A 19,792-nucleotide genomic window follows, 5' to 3' on the forward strand; every position below is an offset into this window, starting at 1 on the left:
GCGTAGTGAGCTGAGGTTCTTTCAACGGAATGTCTACAACAAACCCGCCGCTAATGTCATTGACCCATCTCCTTGGACAGTGACTTCGGGCAAATCAATGACCAACTCGGCGTACACAGGCATTGAGTCCTGCAGAAAATCACAGAAACACAATGCAGCTAAGAATCGAGTTCTTAGAGGGGAAAGTTCACGAGTCGTGCCGAAAACGTACATCCATGGTTCTCTACTCAAACCTGACCAAGTGCCGTTCGAGCCTCGGGTCGATGCGCAACCACAGCAGATAGACTACCAAGTGGCGACGTAATCAGTGGGAACGAAATTCCAGGCTTGCCCGTAGGTATGAACTTCTTTAATTTGTTCGCCAGCTTGGTCTTTGAGTGAACCGCCAAGTTGAATCCAACGAAGAATACCACCTCGTAGGTTAACGGCGTTTTCTCCTTGTTGGCAAAGCTGCCTTGCGACTAACGCACTCCGATAGCCGATGGTGCAGTACACAACGACTTGGTGGTTTTTGTATTGGCTGCGATTCGCTTGATATTCTGAATACGAAATGGATCTAGGGATAACAGAGACTGCTCTCTCTTCCTGTGTACGTACATCAACTAAGACAAAATCTCCTTGAGTGACATCTTGGCTGATTCTTTGCCATTGAGCTGGCTCGATATTACGCACATCAGAAAATTGAGGTTCGAATTGAAGAATCGCCTCCTCGATACTCTTAGCACCGAGCATTTGCTGGGCACCACCAAAAGGTCCCGTCACTAGGAAAGCCAACAGGCTTAGGCTCAAAAATATTGATGCTAGAACCTTGGTGCTTTTCTTAGCTACAAGCGTAGAAACTTTGATCTTTAGGATATGAATTGCGCTCATATAACTAGGATCGCCTGAGGAGCGATTTTTGTCACGTTAAATCCGTTCCGTAATCAGATTATTGAAGAAGCGATTTTCCAAGAATTGATGCAAACGGTCATTCATAAGCGTGCAAGAATAACACGAATGTGGACAGCACCCTCAGTGCAGGCGCTGGCCTGGTTTCGCCCCTTCGTCGGGCGTGAGGAGGTAGACTTCACCGCCGCCAGGACCGGCTGCAGCGACCATGCCTTCGCTGAGGCCGAACTTCATTTGCCGTGGCTTGAGATTGGCCACGCACACGACTAATCGGCCGGTGAGCTTCTCTGGCTCGTAAGCGGCTTTGATACCTGCGAACACTTGCTTGTATACGCCGCCACCAAGACTCAGTTTGAGTTTTAGTAGCTTGCGCGCGTCGGGCACTTCTGCGGCTTCGACGATGCGTGCCACGCGGAGATCGACTTTCATAAAGTCGTCGATAGTGCATTCTTCGGCCAAGGGCTCGTTTGCGAGCGCTTCGCCACCGTCGGCCCAAGCGTCCGTAACAGTCACCTGCTCAGTGGCGGCTTCGGCTACGTTCTCTTCTTTACTTTCTTCAATCATGGCGTTCACTTTCGTTTCTTCGATACGTTGGAGCATGTGTTTGAATTTGTTAACCGGCGTGCCCACTTGTGGCTTCGCCGCTTGGTCCCAATGGGTGATGGGCTCACCCAACAGCTCGCCTGTTTGCTCCGCCAGTTTAGGTAGCACCGGGGCGAGGTAAATTGCCAGTTGGCGAAATAAGTTGAGCGCAATCGTACACACATCTTGCAATCGCTGTGCGTTTTCAGGGTCCTTGCGCAATTCCCATGGTTTGTTGTCTTCAACGAACGGGTTTGCCCGATCCGCAAGGCTCATGATGAGCCTCATGGCTTGGCTGTAGTTGCAGGACTCGTAGGCCACGGCGATTTCGTCGCCCAAATTCGAAGCATACTCAAACAGTCCACCATCATCTGGATACTTCTCTGAGAGCCCCGTCTTGGCGAGGAACTTCGCAGAACGACTCGCCAAGTTGACGACTTTACCGACGAGGTCCGTGTTCACCTTGGCGATGAACTCTTCGATCGACAGGTCAATATCGTCGACTTTGTTGGAAAGCTTCGAGGCGTAGAAATACCGCAGGTAAGCCGGATCGAGTTGTTTCAGGTAGGTCCGCGCGTTGACAAATGTTCCCTTGCTCTTGCTCATCTTCTCGCCATCGACGGTTAAGAAACCGTGGATGTGAACTTTGGTGGGCAGGCTGTACCCGGCTGTCTTGAGCATGCCGGGCCAGAAGAGTGTATGAAAGTAGGTGATGTCTTTGCCGAGGAAGTGATGTACCTCGCAGTCATCGTTGCGCCACCAGTCGTTAAGGTTTCCGCCCGTGCGATCACACCACTGCTTCGTGGAAGCGATATAACCGATCGGGGCGTCGAACCAAACGTACCAGTAGTTGCCAGGACTGTCAGGAATCTCGAACCCAAAATACGGTGCGGGTCGCGAGATGTCCCAGTCACGAAGCGGCTCGATCTCTCCTTGGTCGTCTTTCGATTCCAGGAAGTGCCCCTTCAAGTAATTGGCGATCTCCGGCTGCAATGCATCGCCGGACTGGGTCCACTCGTCGAGGAAGCCGTGCAATTGCTCCAGTTCAATGAACAAGTGCAATGCATTGCGTACTTCCGGGGTGGCACCGCTAAGAGTGCTGACCGGATCAATCAGTTCTGCCGGACTGTAGGTGGCGCCGCACTTGTCGCAGTTATCGCCATACTGATCGGGCGAGTTGCACTTCGGACACGTACCTTTCACGAACCGATCCGCCAGAAAAGTGCCCGCTTCAGGGTCGAACAGTTGCTCGACGTTTTTTTCTTTTACCAATCCCGCTTGGCGGATCGATTCCCAGATTTCGTTGCAAAGCTCGCGATTCTCCGGGCTATTCGTACTGCTGTAGTTGTCGAACTCGATGCCAAAGTCGGCGAAGTCCTGCTCGTGTTCGGCTTGCACAGCAGCGATCAATTCTTCTTCGCTGCGGCCTTCCTGTTTGGCGCGAATCATGATCGCTGTGCCGTGGGTATCATCAGCACACATGTAACGGCACTCATGGCCGCGGAGTTTTTGAAAACGTACCCAGAAGTCGGTCTGTAGATATTCCACCAAGTGACCGATATGAATCGAGCCATTGGCGTAGGGTAGTGCGGAGGTGACAAGAATGCGGCGTTGTGACATGGCTGCGATTGGTAGGGTATCAGAGTGCTAGCAGTGCTGGCGATTTGGAAATGGTTGAGACCGTATTGTATTTGAACTGCTAAGAACGCCAAGGATGTTTGTAGTTGGGTGGCATAGGTAGCTTGCTACCCTTGTTTTTGCAGAGAACTTGCCTTCAGGGTGATTGGAATCCTCCGTACTTAGATATTCGTTAATGGATAGCCGCGGGAGAGATACAAGAGTAGCAAGCTACCCATGCCACTCCTAATACGCGCAGGCTGCTATTGCGTCTGGCGTCCAAGTACCCCACACTCCGCCGCGACTTGCCCTACTCGTCGGGCTGGTTATTTGACGCTCTTAAGGGAAGCTTCCTATTCGAAGAAGGATTCTTCGCAGAGAAGGTTCGCGGCGTTGAAGTCTCGCAATCCAGTTTTATCGGCGATCGACCCAAAGATCGCAACGAACCCCACACGTCCATGGAGGGACGCAATGGTCCGTTGTACAGCTTCTCTATTGCTCACGCTGTTGACACTCGTTGTCAGCGAGCAGGCCCAAGCACAGAACCCGGCACCCGGCGTGGTGATGCTGGAGTTTTCTTCAGCCAGCTGCGGTCCGTGCCGTTCGATGCGCCCGAAGATTCGTCAGCTGAAGAACGCGGGCTACCAGATCGAAGAGATCGATGTCAACTCTCAGCGTGACTTGACAGAGCGATATCGCGTTTCGAGCCTACCGACATTCATCACGGTTGTCGATGGGCGAGAGCATGGCCGATTAGTTGGCGCGACTACGCAGGTACAGCTGCAAGAGATGATCCACAAGACGGCACGCGCTGCCGCGAGCAATCCAGCGCGGCAAGAGCAAGCCGCCGGACTGATGGCTGTCGACGCACGCGGACGCTCGGCGGATGCATCCAACGACCAGCCAATGCCGGGCCGAGTTGTGCCCACCCAACCGCCGCGTAGCGAAGCTCCTCCCTCCCATGCGCGACAGGCAAGTAATCAGCGAGCAGTTCCACAGAGGCAGGGCAACCAGCCGAATTCAGTAAACACAGACAAACTGATTGCCGCGACTGTGCGATTGACGGTGGAAGATGCAGAGGGGCAATCGACTGGTACTGGTACGGTGGTTGACTCTCGCGATGGTGCCGCGCTGATACTTACCTGCGGACACATTTTTCGCGATTCGCAAGGCAAGGGGCCGATTCAAATCACTTTTTTCCAGCCAGGGCCGACAGGCGCGGTTGCTAAGGAAACACTCAGCGGCGAACTCATCGACTTCGACCTGGAACGCGATCTGGCGTTGGTGAGCGTCTGGACCAAGAATCCTGTCGCTGTGGCAGCGGTGGCTTCCACAGAAGTTCGCCTGCAGAAAGACCTGCCCGTGACAACTGTTGGCTGTAGCAAAGGCGCCAATCCAACGGCAATCAACACGCGCGTCACGGCCATCGATCGCTATCAAGGTGCTCCGAATGTGGAAGCGGCCGGCGCGCCGGTCGAAGGTCGCTCTGGAGGCGGCATGTTCAACGCGGCTGGGCAGCTGGTGGGTGTGTGCTTCGCTGCGGATCACGAAGGGGACGAAGGGCTCTATGCCTCGCTCGATTCCATCTACTCCAAGCTGGACGAACTGCAGCTCTCGATGATTTACCAATCACCAGCCACGGGCAACTTGGCAGCAGAAGATATTGCCGATGCTTCGTCGCAAACGGCACCGCTAACACCACTGCTGGCAAGAGATGAAGACTACACATTCCGTGGCCAAACGCCTGCGGAGCTTCCCGCTTGGCCAAGCCAAGAAGTGCCAGCGAATGATTATGCGGCCACCAGCGGAGCCGGCCACCCAGTGACGTCTTTCGAGAGAACTGGCCCGCCAGTCGTCCCCACGGCCGGTAAGTCAACCTTACCCGGGGGAGCGGGGGCTCTCTCAGCCGTGGAGCAGGCGGCCCTACAGGAAATCCAGCAGCGCGGCGCTCAGTCCGAAGTTGTTTGCATCATCCGCCCCAAAACACCGGGTGGCAAAAGCCAAGTCATCACGCTCGACAACGCTTCGGAGGCTTTCGTTGGTGCCCTAGAGCAACGGGCCGCAAGCGTACCAGCACGGCACTAGTTGCATGAAGGTGCGGTGGTGTAATCGTTACCTTCGTTACAGGCGATCGCCACTCTCGTAGTGAGGCCCGCATGGCGGCGGCTAATCTCTGCAAAGCCCGTTAGTTTCCTGCTTCCCGCAGGCACGCTGACTCTCAGCAAACTACGCTTAACTACGCTTATTCTTACGCACAGCGTGCAAGACAGGCGTGGATATAGTAGTTCCCCCCCTCTGCTGGTAACCCGCGTGCTTACATTCTTCTTCATTGTGTCCGTGCTGAATCTGGCTCTCGGGTACGGCCTTGCGCTGTACCTGGGCAATCCGATTGCTGCGCGAAGCACCGCGGTCGCCTTGCCGACTGCAGACCAAGAAGTGTCGCAGTCTGAAGAAGAAATTCATGCAATTCTAAACCAGCACGACGACGAAGCAACGCACCAGGAAGAGTTTGTAGAAGAGAAACAACCTTCCGGCATTGAAGAACCCGTAAAACAGACCGTCGAGGCTGTTCCCGCTGTCGCTGAAGCGAGCGTGGCGGACGAAGTCGCCCAACTAGAAACAACACAGCCGGAGCCTGCTGCAGAGTTTGCCTCAGACCCAGACGCGATCAAAGCGGCTTTGGCAAGCGCTGACGCTGGGGTGGCTGCCAACGAAGGGCAAGTCGCAGCGCCTGTTGCCAGCGAAGAGCCTGCCGAGTCAGAAACAGAACAGCCTGCACCGGTCGACGAAGTCGCCGAAAAAACGGCGGATTCAACCGTCGTAGTCGAAGAGGCAGCCGAGGAGAGTCCAGGGGTGGAAACTGAAGTCTTCGCTGGCATCGAAGCCTTCCAGGAACAGTTGGCCGCTTCCACTGAGAGCGTTCCCGAAGAAGCAGCGGCACCAACCACGGTGGACGCGACTTCGGAAGCAGCGAGCGTTGAGGAACCACCTGAGGTAGAGAACGTCGATGCCGATGTCATGGCCGGCATTCAAGCCTTTCGTGAACAGTTGGCTGCAATGCGAGTGGGCTAGCAGAACTCTACACCAACTCGAAGATCGTCTCGATCTCGACAACCCACCCGCCGGGAAGCGATGCAGCTCCGACGGCACTCCGCGCGGCAATGCCCTGCTCTTCTCCAAACACGTCGCGCATCAGCTCGCTGAATCCGTTGATCACCGCCGGTTGATCTTTGCAATCGCCCGCGGTTTGTACGAGCCCAAAAGTTTTCACCAGGCGAGCAACCTTGTCGAGGCTGCCGCAATACTCCCGCAACGAAGCAAGCACGGCCAGCCCTGTTTGCCGCGCGGCCGCCTGTGCTGCGGCAACGTCCAGATCGTCCCCCAGTCGTCCGCAGGTGAACGAGCCATCCGTATGCAGCGGCCCATGCCCCGAGAGGTACAACAATCCACCGCACTCCAGCACGGGCTTGTAGAGTCCGATGGCTTTCGGGGCGGGAGGTAATTCAAGTTTTAGAGATGCAAAACGGGCTTCGTGGGACATGATGGTTTCCTTTTTGAATTCATGTTGCTCAATCGGCTTTTTCACTGCGATAGACCTCACCGGGATCGAATACACGCTCGCCTTCGACAACCCATGAGTCGCCTTCGCGCCGGCGGAAGAAGCAGCTTACGTATCCTTCGTGGCAGGCGGCGCTGCCGGCTTGGTCGACCTTCAACAGGATCGTGTCGGCGTCGCAGTCGATGTAGATTTCTCGCACTGTTTGTACGTTGCCGCTCTCCTCGCCCTTCCTCCAGAGTCGATTACGACTGCGACTGAAGTACACGGCGTTACCGGTGGCGAGCGTTTGTTCCCAGGCAGCACGGTTCATGTACGCGAGCATGAGCACCGCGCCGCTGGTGGCGTCTTGGGCGATGACCGGCAGCAGGATTTGGTCGTCGGTAAAAGCCGGTTCGACGGAGACAGTGAGCGACATGGCAATCGTGCAGATGATTGTGTGAAGGAGAGTGGGCGTGAGTGGAACAATCCGCGCGAGCCGTATTGCCGGCGCATCAAGGAAGATTTTGCCAGTGGTTGAGGGTTACCAGCGGTCGTGCCGAAATGACAGGTAGCAGGTGAGTTTTCTCCCGCTTGCCGATTAGACACCGTGCCCATCATACACAAGGAGCCGTTGCTGTGGACCACCCTGCTACTGTTGTCTTGCCTATTCACAATGGAGAGCGCCGGATCAACGCGCTCGTGCTAGAGATGTTGGACATTGGAGAGACGCTCAGTTGCAATCTCCACGTGGTGATCGTGGACGACGGCTCCACGGACGAGACCTTTGAGGCGGCCTGCGAACTGGCAGTAGCCTACCCGCAGGTACGCGTGCTGCATCAGCCGGTGCAGCGTGGACTAGGGGCGGCGCTGGATCGCGTGCGACGGATCGTGAATTCCGATCGCGTGATCGTGCACGACGGCGTTTCCCCGTTAGTCGTTAGCGAGCTGGTAAACATGCTGCGGGAAGACCGTGCCGCGAAGGAACAGAACATCGATCCCCAACAAGAGCCAGCGAGTCAACAAGCGCCCAATCTACAAGCACCAACTCAGCAGGCACGTGGTTCACGCCGGTTTGCGGAGGTCACTGCCCTGCATCAAGCGATGGAACGTGCTCACCAACCGTTGACCGCTTTCCGTTGGTTGCAGCTGAGTGACTATCTCTCCCCTCGCCGGCTGACAACGGCCCAGGTGCCGCATCTCGATGCAGCTAGCGATGGGGCTAATAAAGCGGATTTAGTCTTGAAATAAAGCATAAGTAGAACTCACAACGATTTGCGGCGTGCTGCGAATCTCTCTTTTGCGCCTTGTTTTCTCGCATTTTATTGCGATTTTCTATTCTTTAATTGCGCCAGATTTGTTGACAAAATCTGTGAATAGTGAAATCTTCTTGCCCCACCTCGTGCGTACGTCTAACATGCTGTTGGCGTTGAGGAGAAGGATGATGCTTTCGGGCCAGGAAGCACACCCTTCGAGATTGTGCTCTAGCAAGTACAACAAGACGCCATCAGCCACTGCCAAGGCAAGGCTTTGTTTTTTAGAACGTAGGCACTTCTAAGAAGCTGAGCTGGTAGGTGGTCGGAACAACCAATGGCTTTGCAGCGAGAGTACCGCACAAAGCCAAGCGTATCTTTTCTTATATTGCCAGCGACATCTAAAGAGCTTCCGTGAAAGCGCTCTCATGACGAGCAGTGTTTCTCAGGTGGCTTGCGGGTGGGGGCATGTTGGCTAACTTGGAGCTTGCGAACAGCGAGCAGAGGAGACGCAACTCTCATGGAGATGCTAAATCTTAGTTGTAATGGAACGCCACTGGGTAACGGCAACCCGGTCGCCGGTGGCAACTCACTATCGAACGGTCGCCCACTGGTCAGTGGTAGCCCACTAGGTGCCATCGTCAATGAGCAGGACCGCTCTGGGGAGTCTGAGGCGATTCTGAAGATCGCAAAGCCTCCTGAGGTCTCTCAGCGACTCTCAGAGGTCCGCCAACAGCAAGGGGTTTCCGTGCGTTCGGTTGCCCGCAAGCTGGGTGTAACCATGCAGGAAGTCCGGCAACAAGAGCAGCCTGATGCCGATATTCGGCTCTCGGACTTGCTTATGTGGCAGCAAGTGCTTGATGTGCCTTTGGCGGATTTATTGGTCGATGACGGAGCGCCGCTCTCTCCCTCGGTCAATCAGCGGGCAAGCCTGCTTCGTGTGATGAAGACGGCCAAAGCCTTGAGCGAGAACGTCAAAGAGGCGAAATCGCGGCGCATGGCCGAAATGCTGGTCGATCAACTCATCAAAGTCATGCCAGAACTAGAAGAAGTTTCAGCTTGGCATTCCGTGGGTCAGCGACGTACGCAGGACGAAATCGGTCGCACCGGCGAACGAACAATTCCCGACAGCCTTTTTAACGACTAGCAGCCAAAGCACGTTTCTAGTTCGTTTAGCAACGTCGCTTTGCATCGAAGTGCAGCAGCGCGGAATATTTAGCGCAATGGTTGCACCGCGATTGGCAAAGAAGTTAGCGAGCAAGACGCGGCGAGCGGACCCCTCGCCAACCGTCGCAGGGCAGGAAGTCGATTTTGGGACTACGATGATGGAGTCGCCTCAGGGGCCTAGGGCGACGCGGGCTGGTGAATCGTGCTCCCAGAGGTAGGGCGACGTATGCGACGACGTCGTACGAATAACTGACGAATGAGCGAAGCCGCTGCAATTGCGGAGACCACCAGTCCCAGCCAGCTAGGGCTAAGCAACCACCACCAGAACAAGCCGACCAAAAGGCCTGTCGTTGGTGAAACCGGTGAAAGCGTTGCCAGTGACTGCGTTACTGGTCCCCATGTGGCGGTCTCCCTTTGGAAGCGTTGTCGCAAATTCGGTGCTTTGCGAACTGCAATCAACCCAATGAGTACCAGCGCCGCCGCAGCGAGCCACTTTGACCAGCTAGGCAAGCTGCTTGTATCTCGCAATTTTAATTGATTGCCATTCTGTGTCTGGAAGTAATAGTTGATTCCGCTAGCGTCGCGAGAGTCGAGGAATTGGGACGTTGCCCTTTCGGTTGAAAGCGGTTTCTGTTCTGGGGACTCTTTCTCTTCTAAAACTTGCTGAAGCATCTCCCAGTTTTCCCAATCGCCACCTGTAGGCGAAGCACCACCCGCGGCAGATAGGTCAGCAGCAATGTTGCTACCTTCTGCCATTGCCGAAGTGTCCAGTGACCGGCTGATTTTTGCTTTCCAAGGAGCAAACCATCCACGGGCTTCCCAGGGATGTAACTGTAATGCCAAAGGAGTTGCGTCCGCCAAGGTAGCAAGACGTGCTTTGACGCCATTCATGCGATACGTTTTGGAGTCGATCGAGCCTACGACTTGCTTGTTCAAGTGATCAGTTGTCCGAGAGAAAACCAGCGATGGGTCGTTCGCAGCGACATGCCACTGCATTTTGTTGATCGGCAGCGTGCGACCCGCCATGACGAGCTGTGGAGCACGTAAATCCTTCGCGGAAAAAGCCTTGCCTGCGGACTGCTGGTACGTGATCGAAATTTCTAATGGTAAATACGGGGGGCCAAAGTTGAGTACTGCGGTCCCCTCTTTGGTGAGCTGCGGGAGAGAACGCCGGCCTGCTAGTTCCAGTGCCAATAACTTGCTCCGCGGCGGCATTTTCAGCGTACAGGACGTGGCGCGGGCCGGTTGCAGCACGAACCGCGTCGTAGCCGCCCAATTGCCGTGTTCATCCAGCACGCCTGAATTTTCAGCAAAGCGGATCGCAGCATGTCGCATCGCCTCGGGGAATACGCGTTGCTCGACAAGCGGATTCTGTAGCACGGCACGGAGCGATTGTCCGTGAGAGATCTCAGGAATCATCCCGTCGAGCGGCGCCGGTATCCGCTCATGGTGCAACCCTCGGATCTGCCAGTCGACCAGTACATCGTTGAGTTTGGAAGGCACCACAACGTAGTGGGCCTGGGTGTGCGCTGAGAGCAGCTTTATGTCGGGGACGCGAAGTGGGTGATTGCCAGCCGGGGTGAGCTTTCCGGGAATTCTTAATACAGTTCGACGATCGGCATCTAAGGGAGTCGTGAGCAGGAATTCAAGGCGGTGTCTGCCATCAGCATCCGTACTACGATCATACAGCAGGTACGATTCGTCCGAACTGTCCTGGTGCTGCCACTCCGCTGGTGCCAAGAACGAAAACCGCTCCAAGCGTCCGCTGTTAGTTTCTAAACTCAGTACAAAATCTACGGCCGTTTCAGAAACGAGTACGGTAGCAGTCGAAGCGTTGAAGTTGGCCTCCACAGGAGCGACGCGAAGCTTTGCCTCTGGGTAGGCACTACGTGTCAATTCCAACTCGACGACTGGTAAAGCAGGCGTTTCCGTTTTTTGAATAAGACCTACTGAACTACTTTCCCTCTCCACCGGTACGCCGAGAAGCTCGACGTTAACATCAAAGCTGCGAGTTACCCTCAAAGTGAGCGGACTTTGTTCCGCTCCGATCAACGAGATGCGTGGCAGCAATAATTGTGGCGACGGCTCGTAACTCAAGCTGCCCTGGAGTTGAAGCTCGCAGGAGGCGGAGAGACGCCTTGCGGTAAAGATTTCAACGACGGCTGCTTCTGGTCGGGTCCAGCGCAGGGGGATTTTGCGGAGCTGACCATTAACGAGGGATAGCTCATCGATCGTTAGTGATTCGGGGACACTCAGCCGAAGGGAGAACAATCCGTCAGAATTAGCGATCGTTGCCTGGTAATTTAGGTCGGCCCGTACGCTTCGGCAGTGCAGGTCGAGGCGTTGGCTCGCTACTACTAACTCGTCCGCAGGGCTCACTTGCAGAGTCCATTCGGGCGTGCGGCTGAGCAGCACATACGCTAGCGTAGGCAACCTAGCCTGATCGCCCCACAGCGAGGCGAACTCAGCTGCCGAGAGCGACCGGAGTTTACTGCGCTGAACTTCTTGAAATTCAAGGTCCGATGAAATTGTTGCAGCAAACAATCGCCGCACTCGTACTGCGTCGTTCACGTAGAAGTAAGGGAAATGAATATTGCCAACGACGGGGCGCGATATTTGGAAGTTCAGATCTATTTCCAAAGGCAAGGATAGTCCCGCAGGAAGCGGGAGCACCGATCCGCTGGCGTGTGGTTTTGTAATCAGTTGCCCGCCATTCCCATCCGTGGCGGTGGTCAGCTCCATAGCCGAGGGGTGAGCGAGGTGAAGCTCTTCGGGAAGTTCATCGCCCGTCAAGCGGAGCTTCACTTTGCCGGTGATTTGGTCCTTATCAACCGTCAGCCACTCCAATTGCTCCACGCGCAACGCTTCCGAGGCTTGCGATGCGACTGGTTTCCAAGAAATTGCTAATTCGTTAGTTGCGCCCAGAACATATCGTGCGGGTAGTTGCTCGGCCCGCTCAGGGGAGAAATCTATGGGTCGTTCGATTCCACCTTCGATTTGCAACTCGGGTAGCTCACCGGAAGTCGTTAATTCAAGTTGTGTACCGGTGAGCGGAGGAACTGTCAGATTGAGCATCGCTCGACCATCTTCCCGCTTTACCAGTGGTGTGAAGTAGAGCCGGACCTCGTAGACCCCCTGTTCTGGAATTTGCAACTCACACCCGGCAGAGCTTTTAGACCAGCTTACTGGCAAGGGCCTTCCATTCAGCGTATGCTTCTTCCCAAGCCATATGGCTTCGCGTTCGTCGAGCGGAAGTTGAACAGCTACTTCCGGGGCAAATGTTTGGATGCGGAAGGCGAGCACCGATTCGCGGCCTTCGACGGGTTGATTGGCAGACACTTGATCGAGTGAAACAAGATGCCTTGCGGCCAACATGACCCAGCTCGCGCCGTCTGACTTTTGCAACTCCACGGCGCGCTGCATTTCGCGCAACAAGTTTGTCGGCAGGTAGACCTCGCCTGTGGGTTCTTGAGTCGTTGGCTCAACCGGAATCAACACAGTAGGCAACGCTTCCTTCGCGAAAACACTTTCAGGCGTCAGGCACATGCTACAGCCCAACAGTAGCGAGGCGACGACTGTCGCGCGAGTACCGCGTAGTTCAGGTACCGGCGGCTCAGGCATCGACGATTTCGCAAGGCTCAAACGGAATATGCCACACAAAACCATTCCCGTAAGACATCCCAGGAAACAGGCCTGCGGGAGTGCGATTGCATCTTCTGGCAATACCAAGCAAAGTAGGGAGACGATCCCCAAGGCGATGATTACATAGCGCAGCCATCGCCCGAGCGAGATGCAGGCCAAAACCGTTGACACTAGCCACACCGCGAGCCAGAGGCCGCGCTGGTGAAGAAGCAGGGAGATTTTTACCGGCAGCGGAGTCTCAGTAAACTTGCGTTCGTGAAGCCGCCAACCGCCGAGGCTAACCTGATCGCCAGCTCGAGTAGCGAGTTTCGTCGATGGGTTAACAGATACGGGATAAGCCTCCATTGGGTCAATCGTACGCAGCTGACGGATATTTGAGTCACCGGCAAAGGGATCGAACCTACGCGATATTCCGCTTCGTGCGAGTGGGCCGAAAAGTCGCTCGGCGATGGTCAGCTCTTGGGAGATCGGACTACTGTGCTTCGAGGCGTAGAAAGTGTCTTTACGGTGCGCTTTGGCGATCGAAAACCCCTCGGGTAGCCAAAGATTCCATCGTCCCTGTGCAACGGTGAAGGATGGGGTCGGCGCGTGAGCCGAGATTTCCTCTCCGCTGCTCAGCTTCTCGGCTTGGGCTGCGTAGTGCAGTTTCAAAATGCCATGCTTAGAAACGGAAACTGCAATACGGTAGAAAGTGGATGACTTTGTCGAAGGGAGCGAGACTTCATCGACGGCGATGGGTTTGCCATCGTATTCAGCGGAGTGAAGTTTCGTGTTTCTTGCCAGTTCGAAGGAGAGAGAATCCGAAGTAGGTGAATCACCAAGGGGGAACAACTCATAGAGAACCGTGCCACGCACGAGACCTGATTCTGAATGGGTTGTCGTGACAGTTGCCTGCGCGCAGTCAATTCCTGAATTTCCTTGCGTCTTGTTCGATTGCTTACGAGTGGGCATGTAGATGATCGCGGGCGACTTCGAGACGCTAAGGGGTTGGTCGATATCGAATCGAAAGCAACCAAGCAACTCGCTGACATGCCTGGAGTGGAAGCTCCGTTGAGAAAGCCCCCAAGGCGGTGTGACGGGAGTACTCCCTCTTTGGTCGATTGAGTAAGTGCCATTGCTTCGCGTGTCATTGTTCTGGGCATCGTCACTTGGCACATCGTGCTTCACGTCGATCAATGCCCAGGCTTGCCACTGGGTGGCTTCAGGAAGGAAGAATCCGTCAATGGGGTGCTCTGATTCCGCAGTAGAAATATCGAAAACTCGACGATACTTCACTCGTAATGTGAAGGGATCGAGTTGAAGTTGCGGCAGTTTCACCAAATAGCTACCTGCTAGTCCGTTCGATGATCTTTCAGACACCTCCACGGGTAGAGATTCCTTTTCGGAGCCTAGCATCCACTGCGCCTTTGGTGGAAGCATCACCGAACTATCGACGACAAGTGCTTGCACCCCTCCCTGCGCAGGCTGACAGGCTAGTTCCACTTCGTAATCCATGCCCGTGGAATTTGTGGCCACTCGTACAAATCCTTGAGCGTCGAATTCGGGAGCTTGGGTGGCAGCGACGATTTGGATGTCTCGACTCAAGTGAGTCAGATCAATCACAAGTAGCCTCTGGCTGAGCTGGTTGAGCCCAAAGTCTTCAAGCTCGTACTGCTCTTTGGGAACAAGTGCTTCGGTAGACTGCGAAGACAGCCGCGCAACAACTTCGGGCAAAGTTTGTACAGCCAGCCATTCTTGCGTGAGCTTTGCGTCACCCAGGGAGAGCCAATCGAATTCTCCGAGGGCAGCTGGCAACTGAGCTGCCGCCGGAGCACGACGCGCATCAACAATCAGTCGAACGGGTTTATTTGGGCTGGGCGAACGGTGTAGCTGCAAGTGGAGTAATTCGTGGTCCTCTGAAGTGGTAACATGCCAATGGGCAAGATCTGATGGGTTTTCTGCTTGGACGGCTTCTATTTGCCACCCACTGAGAATCTCTCCCATCAACTGAAAAGTGTTGGCGTACTTACTATCAAGTGTCAGCGTGATACGCGAGGTTGAAGACCGTTCCCCTAGTTTTACGAGAGTCGTCTTTTCGAGAGAAAGTTGCTGAGGGCGGGAACTCAGGGTCACTTCGAGACGAGATTGCTCAGCAGCGGCTAGCAATTCGTAGATTTCATCCGAGGGCAACTCCGAGTCGATGCCGGAGGTGTTCACAAGACGAAATCCCGAGGGCTTCATCGATTGAAGAACAAGGTGCCGATCGACATGTAGTCGGCAGGTTCCTTGGCTCCAGACCTGGGCTTCGGGGCGAAGGACGGGCAGACGCCATCCGCGATCTTTCACAAGCCGAGCGCTGCCTATTACTTTCACTTCGTAACGGCTTGCCTGTTGGGGAAGGTCGATCACTAGCCGTTCCTCCTTCGGGCTAAGCCAACGCCAAGTGGCTGGCTGGCCATCGACGGCAATTTCAAAGAGGTCGAGCAATTCGCTCCGCTGTAGCACGACGGAGTTGACAAGAGATGCTTCATCGAGGAGTAGGGTCGTGGTGTAAGTAAGCCCTCGACTTTCCAGTTGGTAGTCCTCCTTCTGAGTGACGCGCAATTGAGTATGTACAGAGCCTCGTTCGGCTAGGTCCCCTGGCGCGATGGTCAGCCTCTGCACTGCCCCCCCAGCAAGCTGGAATTCCCAGCGCTGCTGTCCGTCCTCTTGTGATACCGGAGCGACTTGCTCGGCCGCTGATGAGAGCTTTGGCTCGTACCCACCAGGCAGGGAGAGTTGCAACGATTGCCGAGCGGCGCCAGAAAGTTTGAATCGATAAACGATCCCAGTGCTGAGTTGCTTCTCAGGCAACTGTTTCCAGTGCAATTCTATGGGACCGGAGCGATTGGCTAGCAACCCATAGATCAGTGTGTCCCGGTTCGGTTGCTTCCAGAGGGCCAATTGGGGCGGATCTTCCGGTGCCCCATGCCAGCGAGCGGAGAGCAAGACAATGCCGACATTTTCTAATGCCAGTAGTTGAGGCGTGTCGCTGTACCGCTTCACGGTCACGAGGGATGTGCCTGTGAATCCCTCCTCGGGAGTCCAGAAGGCAGTATGAACAGCCGACTCAAATTGTGCTGATTCGGTGCGTTCTTTTTCCCGACGGTCATCCAAAGATTGGGCGAGTTCTTCAAACGCCTTCAAGTCCATAGGCAGAAGGCGTTCGTTGTTCGTAGGCCACGCTTCGAGGCGACTTTCAGGCACAAAGATTTTGCGAAACTCTAGCGATTGCTCAACATCCTCTGCCGAACTGGTGCTTTCACTTAATTCAGCCCAGGTGATCTCTACGCACAGCAGGCATATCAGCGCAGAGCCCAACGCGGCCCAGAGAAATCGCTTGGCGGTTTCCAGCGTGTCTGCAATGCGACTCATGGGTCGATTCCGCTTTTGGGCATGTTCGTGGGTGGCATGCTTGCCGTGGGGAGATCGGATGAGGGTAGAGCGGAACCCGGGGCGACTGTTGCGGCCGGATCGATGTGCGACGGTTCTCTCCAGATATCTGTGGATACAGTACGAATATCGATTGATTCGCTCGATTGTCTCGATGCAGGCTGCGGCATTTCCAGCACGAGCCAGCGTCGCAGTAAAGCCGCTGCTGCAACGAGCGTTCCGGCGATGAGAATTCCCTGGATCATCATGACAGCAAATTGCGGCCAAGCGAATGCTAGCATCAGGAGCACACTGCTAACAATCAACCAAAAAAGAGGGCTTCGCCAAAAACTACTATAGAGCGAGGCCAACCCGATGCCGAGGAGCACGGCAATCGTCGACAACTGTATCCAAAGCTGGGGTAGCACCGTAGCAGAAACAAAACTTGGTGTTCTCCATGAGGCAAACACGTACTCGTTCGAACCAGCACCAGGTTGCTGTCCAAGGGGCGAGGCGCTGGTCCAATTTTCGAGGTCACTTTGCCGCTGAGTTGGCTGACGACCCCACTGATAGCCTCTCCAACCAATTCTGTACTCGCCAACCATTTCCTTAGGGCCTCGCAATAGACTTTGCGAAGCCGGCACGACGAGTTGCCAATAGAAAGGCGCGGTCGTGGTTGTCCCCACGATCGTGGGCACCTCTGTAGTGAGCGTATTCCATCCGCCGGCGGATGCACTTCGCTGGGTACGAAGTTCTAGAGTATTGCGCCCTTGGTTCTCGGACAGTTTAAAATCAAGGGCCATTTGTCCTGGCGTAAGCCGGGTGTTGCCGACTCTTTGGCCATTCAGGAGAACTTCAATCGCTTGTCCTCGCAGTGGCACCGGCAAGTCCACGGTGACTTGTGGTCGCGTGCACTCCAATAGATACACGAATCGATCTTGTCGCTGGGAGCCCACGATCCAAGTTTGCGCCCAAGCGCGATCAAGGCGCAGAATGCCTGCGTCTCGTCCTGAATTTTGTTGAACGGATAACGGGAGAGACTCTGCTGAACCTTGGTTGAGTAGAACAATATCTGGGGAATTGCCCGCGAGCGCGCTGGCAGGGGTCCAATGGTTGCCATTAGTCGTGTTTCCAAGCGTCACGGAGTAATCGCTTGCAGGTGTGACTTCAGCCACGCCGCCCGTTTGCAAATCCACTGGCTGAGCCAATAGTAAATCGATCTTTACAGGTTGATCACCCGTAAAGGCGGGCAGGTTATCCTCGTATTGCATCGTAAGTTGGCCGGAACCGAGGACTCGTCGAGGCAGCGTGATTTGCAGAGGCTTGTGACTCTCATCCGTGGCATTGGTGCTGGCTGATTGATCTTCTTGCGGTTGAGGCTCGCTAATAGCGTTTCTTTCTAGCGGCAGATCATCCCAGTAAAGATTCAGTTTGCCCGCTTCCCAGAGTTCTCGTGGTACCTTCAGGGAAATGAATGCTTTCGATTCATACTTCATCTGATATTCGAGTCGCTGCTGAAGTTGCACGCTCGACTCCCTAAGCTTCACCGAGGTGCGGCTGAAGGCTTCGATTTCGCCAGGTCGCTGAGTCAGTACGAGTCCTAGCGCAGCGCTTCCAGAGTAAACATTGTAGGACAGGCTTGAGTCCTCAGGCGCGTCTGACTCGCCCTGGAAAGAGCGATCTGCCTCGATACTAGAAGGGACTGCTGCACTGAGCGTTAGCCCACGTGTAGTGCTAGGGCTGGGGGTCATCCGCAGGGCAGCAATGCTCGTTGCTGTGAGCTTCCCAGGACGATTAAATGCCCCCAGTGGCTCGGGGAGGAACAAAGTATTTTGCCCAGTCGCAAGTGGGCGGCGGAGAGTGAATCGCACCTTGACCGAATCTTCGGCTGGATTCACTAGCGGAAGGATCAGCACATTGTCGCTATTGGTATGCAGCCTGCTGCGGTCGACGAGCCCACCCGACTCAACAAGGTCTTCGGTAAGTTGCCAATCTTGAAGATCAACACGCAAGGTGAACAGCCGGGCCGACGAAATTTGATAGTTAAGTTCCACTGCCAACGTACATTCATCTGAATTGATGGCGAGTTGGTACTCCGGTCGGACACGTACCCGTTCAATGCGTGGCTGGGTATGGGCGAGCAGTTCCCCATCAGTCCCCGCATAGAGGAACGCGGCAGTCACGTTCGGCCCGGCAAGCGTTTCGGGCAATTCGCTGACGGCCACCTGGTCGATACTGCCCGTTAGGTCGTAGTAGCTTTGCAGCTGGTCGCTCGTGGAAACTGCAATGGCACCTGATTGGCGGTACACCTCCAACACACGCGGCACGCTGAGGCGATGTTCCACTGTACTCTTGTCGCCGGTTACTGGTCGCGAGAGATTGAAGTTGATAATCGGAGGCTTGGCGGTCGCGGCTGGGAATCGAATCTCAATCTGCATGCGATCTGCGGCACGATCCTCTACACGCCGCACCTCAAAAGATTCGTCAGCCGTCTCTTCACTCAGTTCGAAGCCCGGAGGCAACTGAATCTTAAACGTCTCGACCAATTGACCGAGTGTGACTGCCTGAAACCGGCAGCGATACCCAATGCGATCGGGTTCTAGCTCGGCCAGTACATCGAGAACGGCAGAGATGCGTTGTTGCTTGTCGCGTACCACTGTCGGCGGCAGCCAAGTGATCTCCGTGATGCCGGCTGCGACTGCTGCGGTTACTCGAGTACCACTCTCCGTAGCTTGCTGCTCGCTGGGTACTTTCATTCCCGTGGCATTCACTTCCACGTCTTGCCCTTCGATGTCCAGTGTGAGTTTCGACTTGGCGGCCCTAGGCAACGGCAGGGATAGACGCCGCTGGCCAGCCACGCGATCAATTCTGTGGGCCAGTTTCAGAGTGATTTCATTCCGACCGACCAGTTGCTCGCTGAGCCAAAGCACATAGGCGTTTTGCTTGCTATCGAAAGCAACGGCGTTTTCGAGCTCGTTGCTCTGGGCTTCGGTTGCTTGAGTGACTTTGGGAAATACTACATCTTGCAAAATTGCCGAACCGAATTCGATTGGTAGCGACTGCCGAATTCGGTCTGGCTTGATAACCGTGAGGGTCACCTCAAGCTCGGCTACCTCGCCAGCTACTTTGCCAGTCACCACCAGCGATTCCAGGACGACGCCCTCTTCGTGTTGTTTCTGATGCAGCCCCTGCAATTCCAGAAAGTCTTCATAGCGGAAGCCGATTACGCGGCGTAGCTTCCCCTCGGCATCCGGCAGATAGTATACGGGCGGAGCATCGTCGGCCTGGGTGTTCACACCTGAGAAACCGCTTGGCGCATCCGATTTCAAGTCACTTGAATCACTTTTCAAGTCACTTGAATCACTTTTCAAGTCACTTGAATCACTAGAGTCGCTGGCGGTAACTTCAGCTTCCGTATCGCTTGGTTCTTGAGCATTCGCATTCTGAGAAAACCACAGCGCAGGGGAAAGCACTAAGCAAAGAACGCCCAAGCGGGGAACGTTGCCTAGTATGAAGCGATACAATTGTGATAGGTTGCGAACCTGCACGAGGCTTCCACAAGGGAATGCAGCTGAAATGCGAATGCGAGGAAAAGAGCGTCCAACCGTGATAGTCTCTGGCGAGTTTGATCTGGTTGTTATCGAGAGCATGGGATGCTCTGCAGATATCTGCTCGAAAAGGCTCCTTAAACGGACAGTTTCTATTGTAGACAGCCCTC

Annotated in this window: 10 protein-coding genes; 4 read left to right on the forward strand and 6 right to left on the reverse strand. The window is 55.0% G+C overall.

What is annotated here, in order from left to right; all coding sequences use genetic code 11:
• Positions 1 to 285: 285 nt before the first annotated feature.
• Positions 286 to 870 carry a rhodanese-like domain-containing protein gene (locus tag HG15A2_RS02975; protein ID WP_145057689.1) on the reverse strand — a complete coding sequence of 195 codons (585 nt, stop codon included), beginning with the start codon at positions 868 to 870 and terminating at the stop codon, positions 286 to 288.
• A 141-nt stretch (positions 871 to 1,011) separates the two neighbouring features.
• The gene (metG, locus tag HG15A2_RS02980; RefSeq protein WP_145057691.1) at positions 1,012 to 3,090 is read right to left on the reverse strand and encodes a methionine--tRNA ligase; all 2,079 of its coding nucleotides are present in this window, start codon (positions 3,088 to 3,090) and stop codon (positions 1,012 to 1,014) included.
• Positions 3,091 to 3,558: 468 nt separating this feature from the next.
• Between metG and HG15A2_RS02985 the strand changes: the two genes are divergently transcribed.
• Complete coding sequence (locus HG15A2_RS02985; protein WP_218932290.1) at positions 3,559 to 5,172, forward strand: trypsin-like peptidase domain-containing protein; 1,614 nt, start codon at positions 3,559 to 3,561, stop codon at positions 5,170 to 5,172.
• 225 nt (positions 5,173 to 5,397) lie between these two features.
• Positions 5,398 to 6,159: a hypothetical protein gene (locus HG15A2_RS02990; protein ID WP_145057695.1), complete on the forward strand. Its 762-nt coding sequence runs from the start codon at positions 5,398 to 5,400 to the stop codon at positions 6,157 to 6,159.
• Positions 6,160 to 6,166: 7 nt separating this feature from the next.
• On the opposite strand, the gene HG15A2_RS02995 is transcribed toward HG15A2_RS02990, so the two are convergent.
• Both HG15A2_RS02995 and hisI read right to left on the reverse strand, forming a co-directional pair.
• Positions 6,167 to 6,628, reverse strand: coding sequence for a RidA family protein (locus HG15A2_RS02995; RefSeq protein WP_145057697.1), 462 nt, complete (start codon positions 6,626 to 6,628; stop codon positions 6,167 to 6,169).
• A gap of 28 nt (positions 6,629 to 6,656) precedes the next feature.
• Entirely contained in the window at positions 6,657 to 7,061 is a 405-nt protein-coding gene (hisI, locus tag HG15A2_RS03000) for a phosphoribosyl-AMP cyclohydrolase (protein ID WP_145057699.1), read from the reverse strand.
• Between the two features lie 200 nt (positions 7,062 to 7,261).
• Here hisI and HG15A2_RS03005 point away from each other — a divergent pair, with 200 nt between their 5' ends.
• Positions 7,262 to 7,873: a glycosyltransferase gene (locus HG15A2_RS03005; RefSeq protein WP_218932291.1), complete on the forward strand. Its 612-nt coding sequence runs from the start codon at positions 7,262 to 7,264 to the stop codon at positions 7,871 to 7,873.
• 522 nt (positions 7,874 to 8,395) lie between these two features.
• Positions 8,396 to 9,022 carry a helix-turn-helix domain-containing protein gene (locus HG15A2_RS23765; RefSeq protein ID WP_218932292.1) on the forward strand — a complete coding sequence of 209 codons (627 nt, stop codon included), beginning with the start codon at positions 8,396 to 8,398 and terminating at the stop codon, positions 9,020 to 9,022.
• A gap of 197 nt (positions 9,023 to 9,219) precedes the next feature.
• Here the strand turns inward: HG15A2_RS23765 and HG15A2_RS03015 are convergent, their stop codons facing one another.
• Both HG15A2_RS03015 and HG15A2_RS03020 read right to left on the reverse strand, forming a co-directional pair.
• On the reverse strand, positions 9,220 to 16,077 hold the full coding sequence (locus tag HG15A2_RS03015) for a hypothetical protein (protein ID WP_145057705.1): 6,858 nt from the start codon (positions 16,075 to 16,077) through the stop codon (positions 9,220 to 9,222).
• Positions 16,074 to 19,724, reverse strand: a complete 3,651-nt coding sequence (locus HG15A2_RS03020; RefSeq protein WP_145057707.1) for a hypothetical protein — start codon at positions 19,722 to 19,724, stop codon at positions 16,074 to 16,076. Before HG15A2_RS03020 ends, HG15A2_RS03015 begins: the two co-directional genes overlap by 4 nt.
• Between the last annotated feature and the right edge of the window lie 68 nt (positions 19,725 to 19,792).

The sequence above is a fragment of the Adhaeretor mobilis genome (assembly GCF_007741515.1).
In the GTDB taxonomy this organism is placed as follows: domain Bacteria; phylum Planctomycetota; class Planctomycetia; order Pirellulales; family Lacipirellulaceae; genus Adhaeretor; species Adhaeretor mobilis.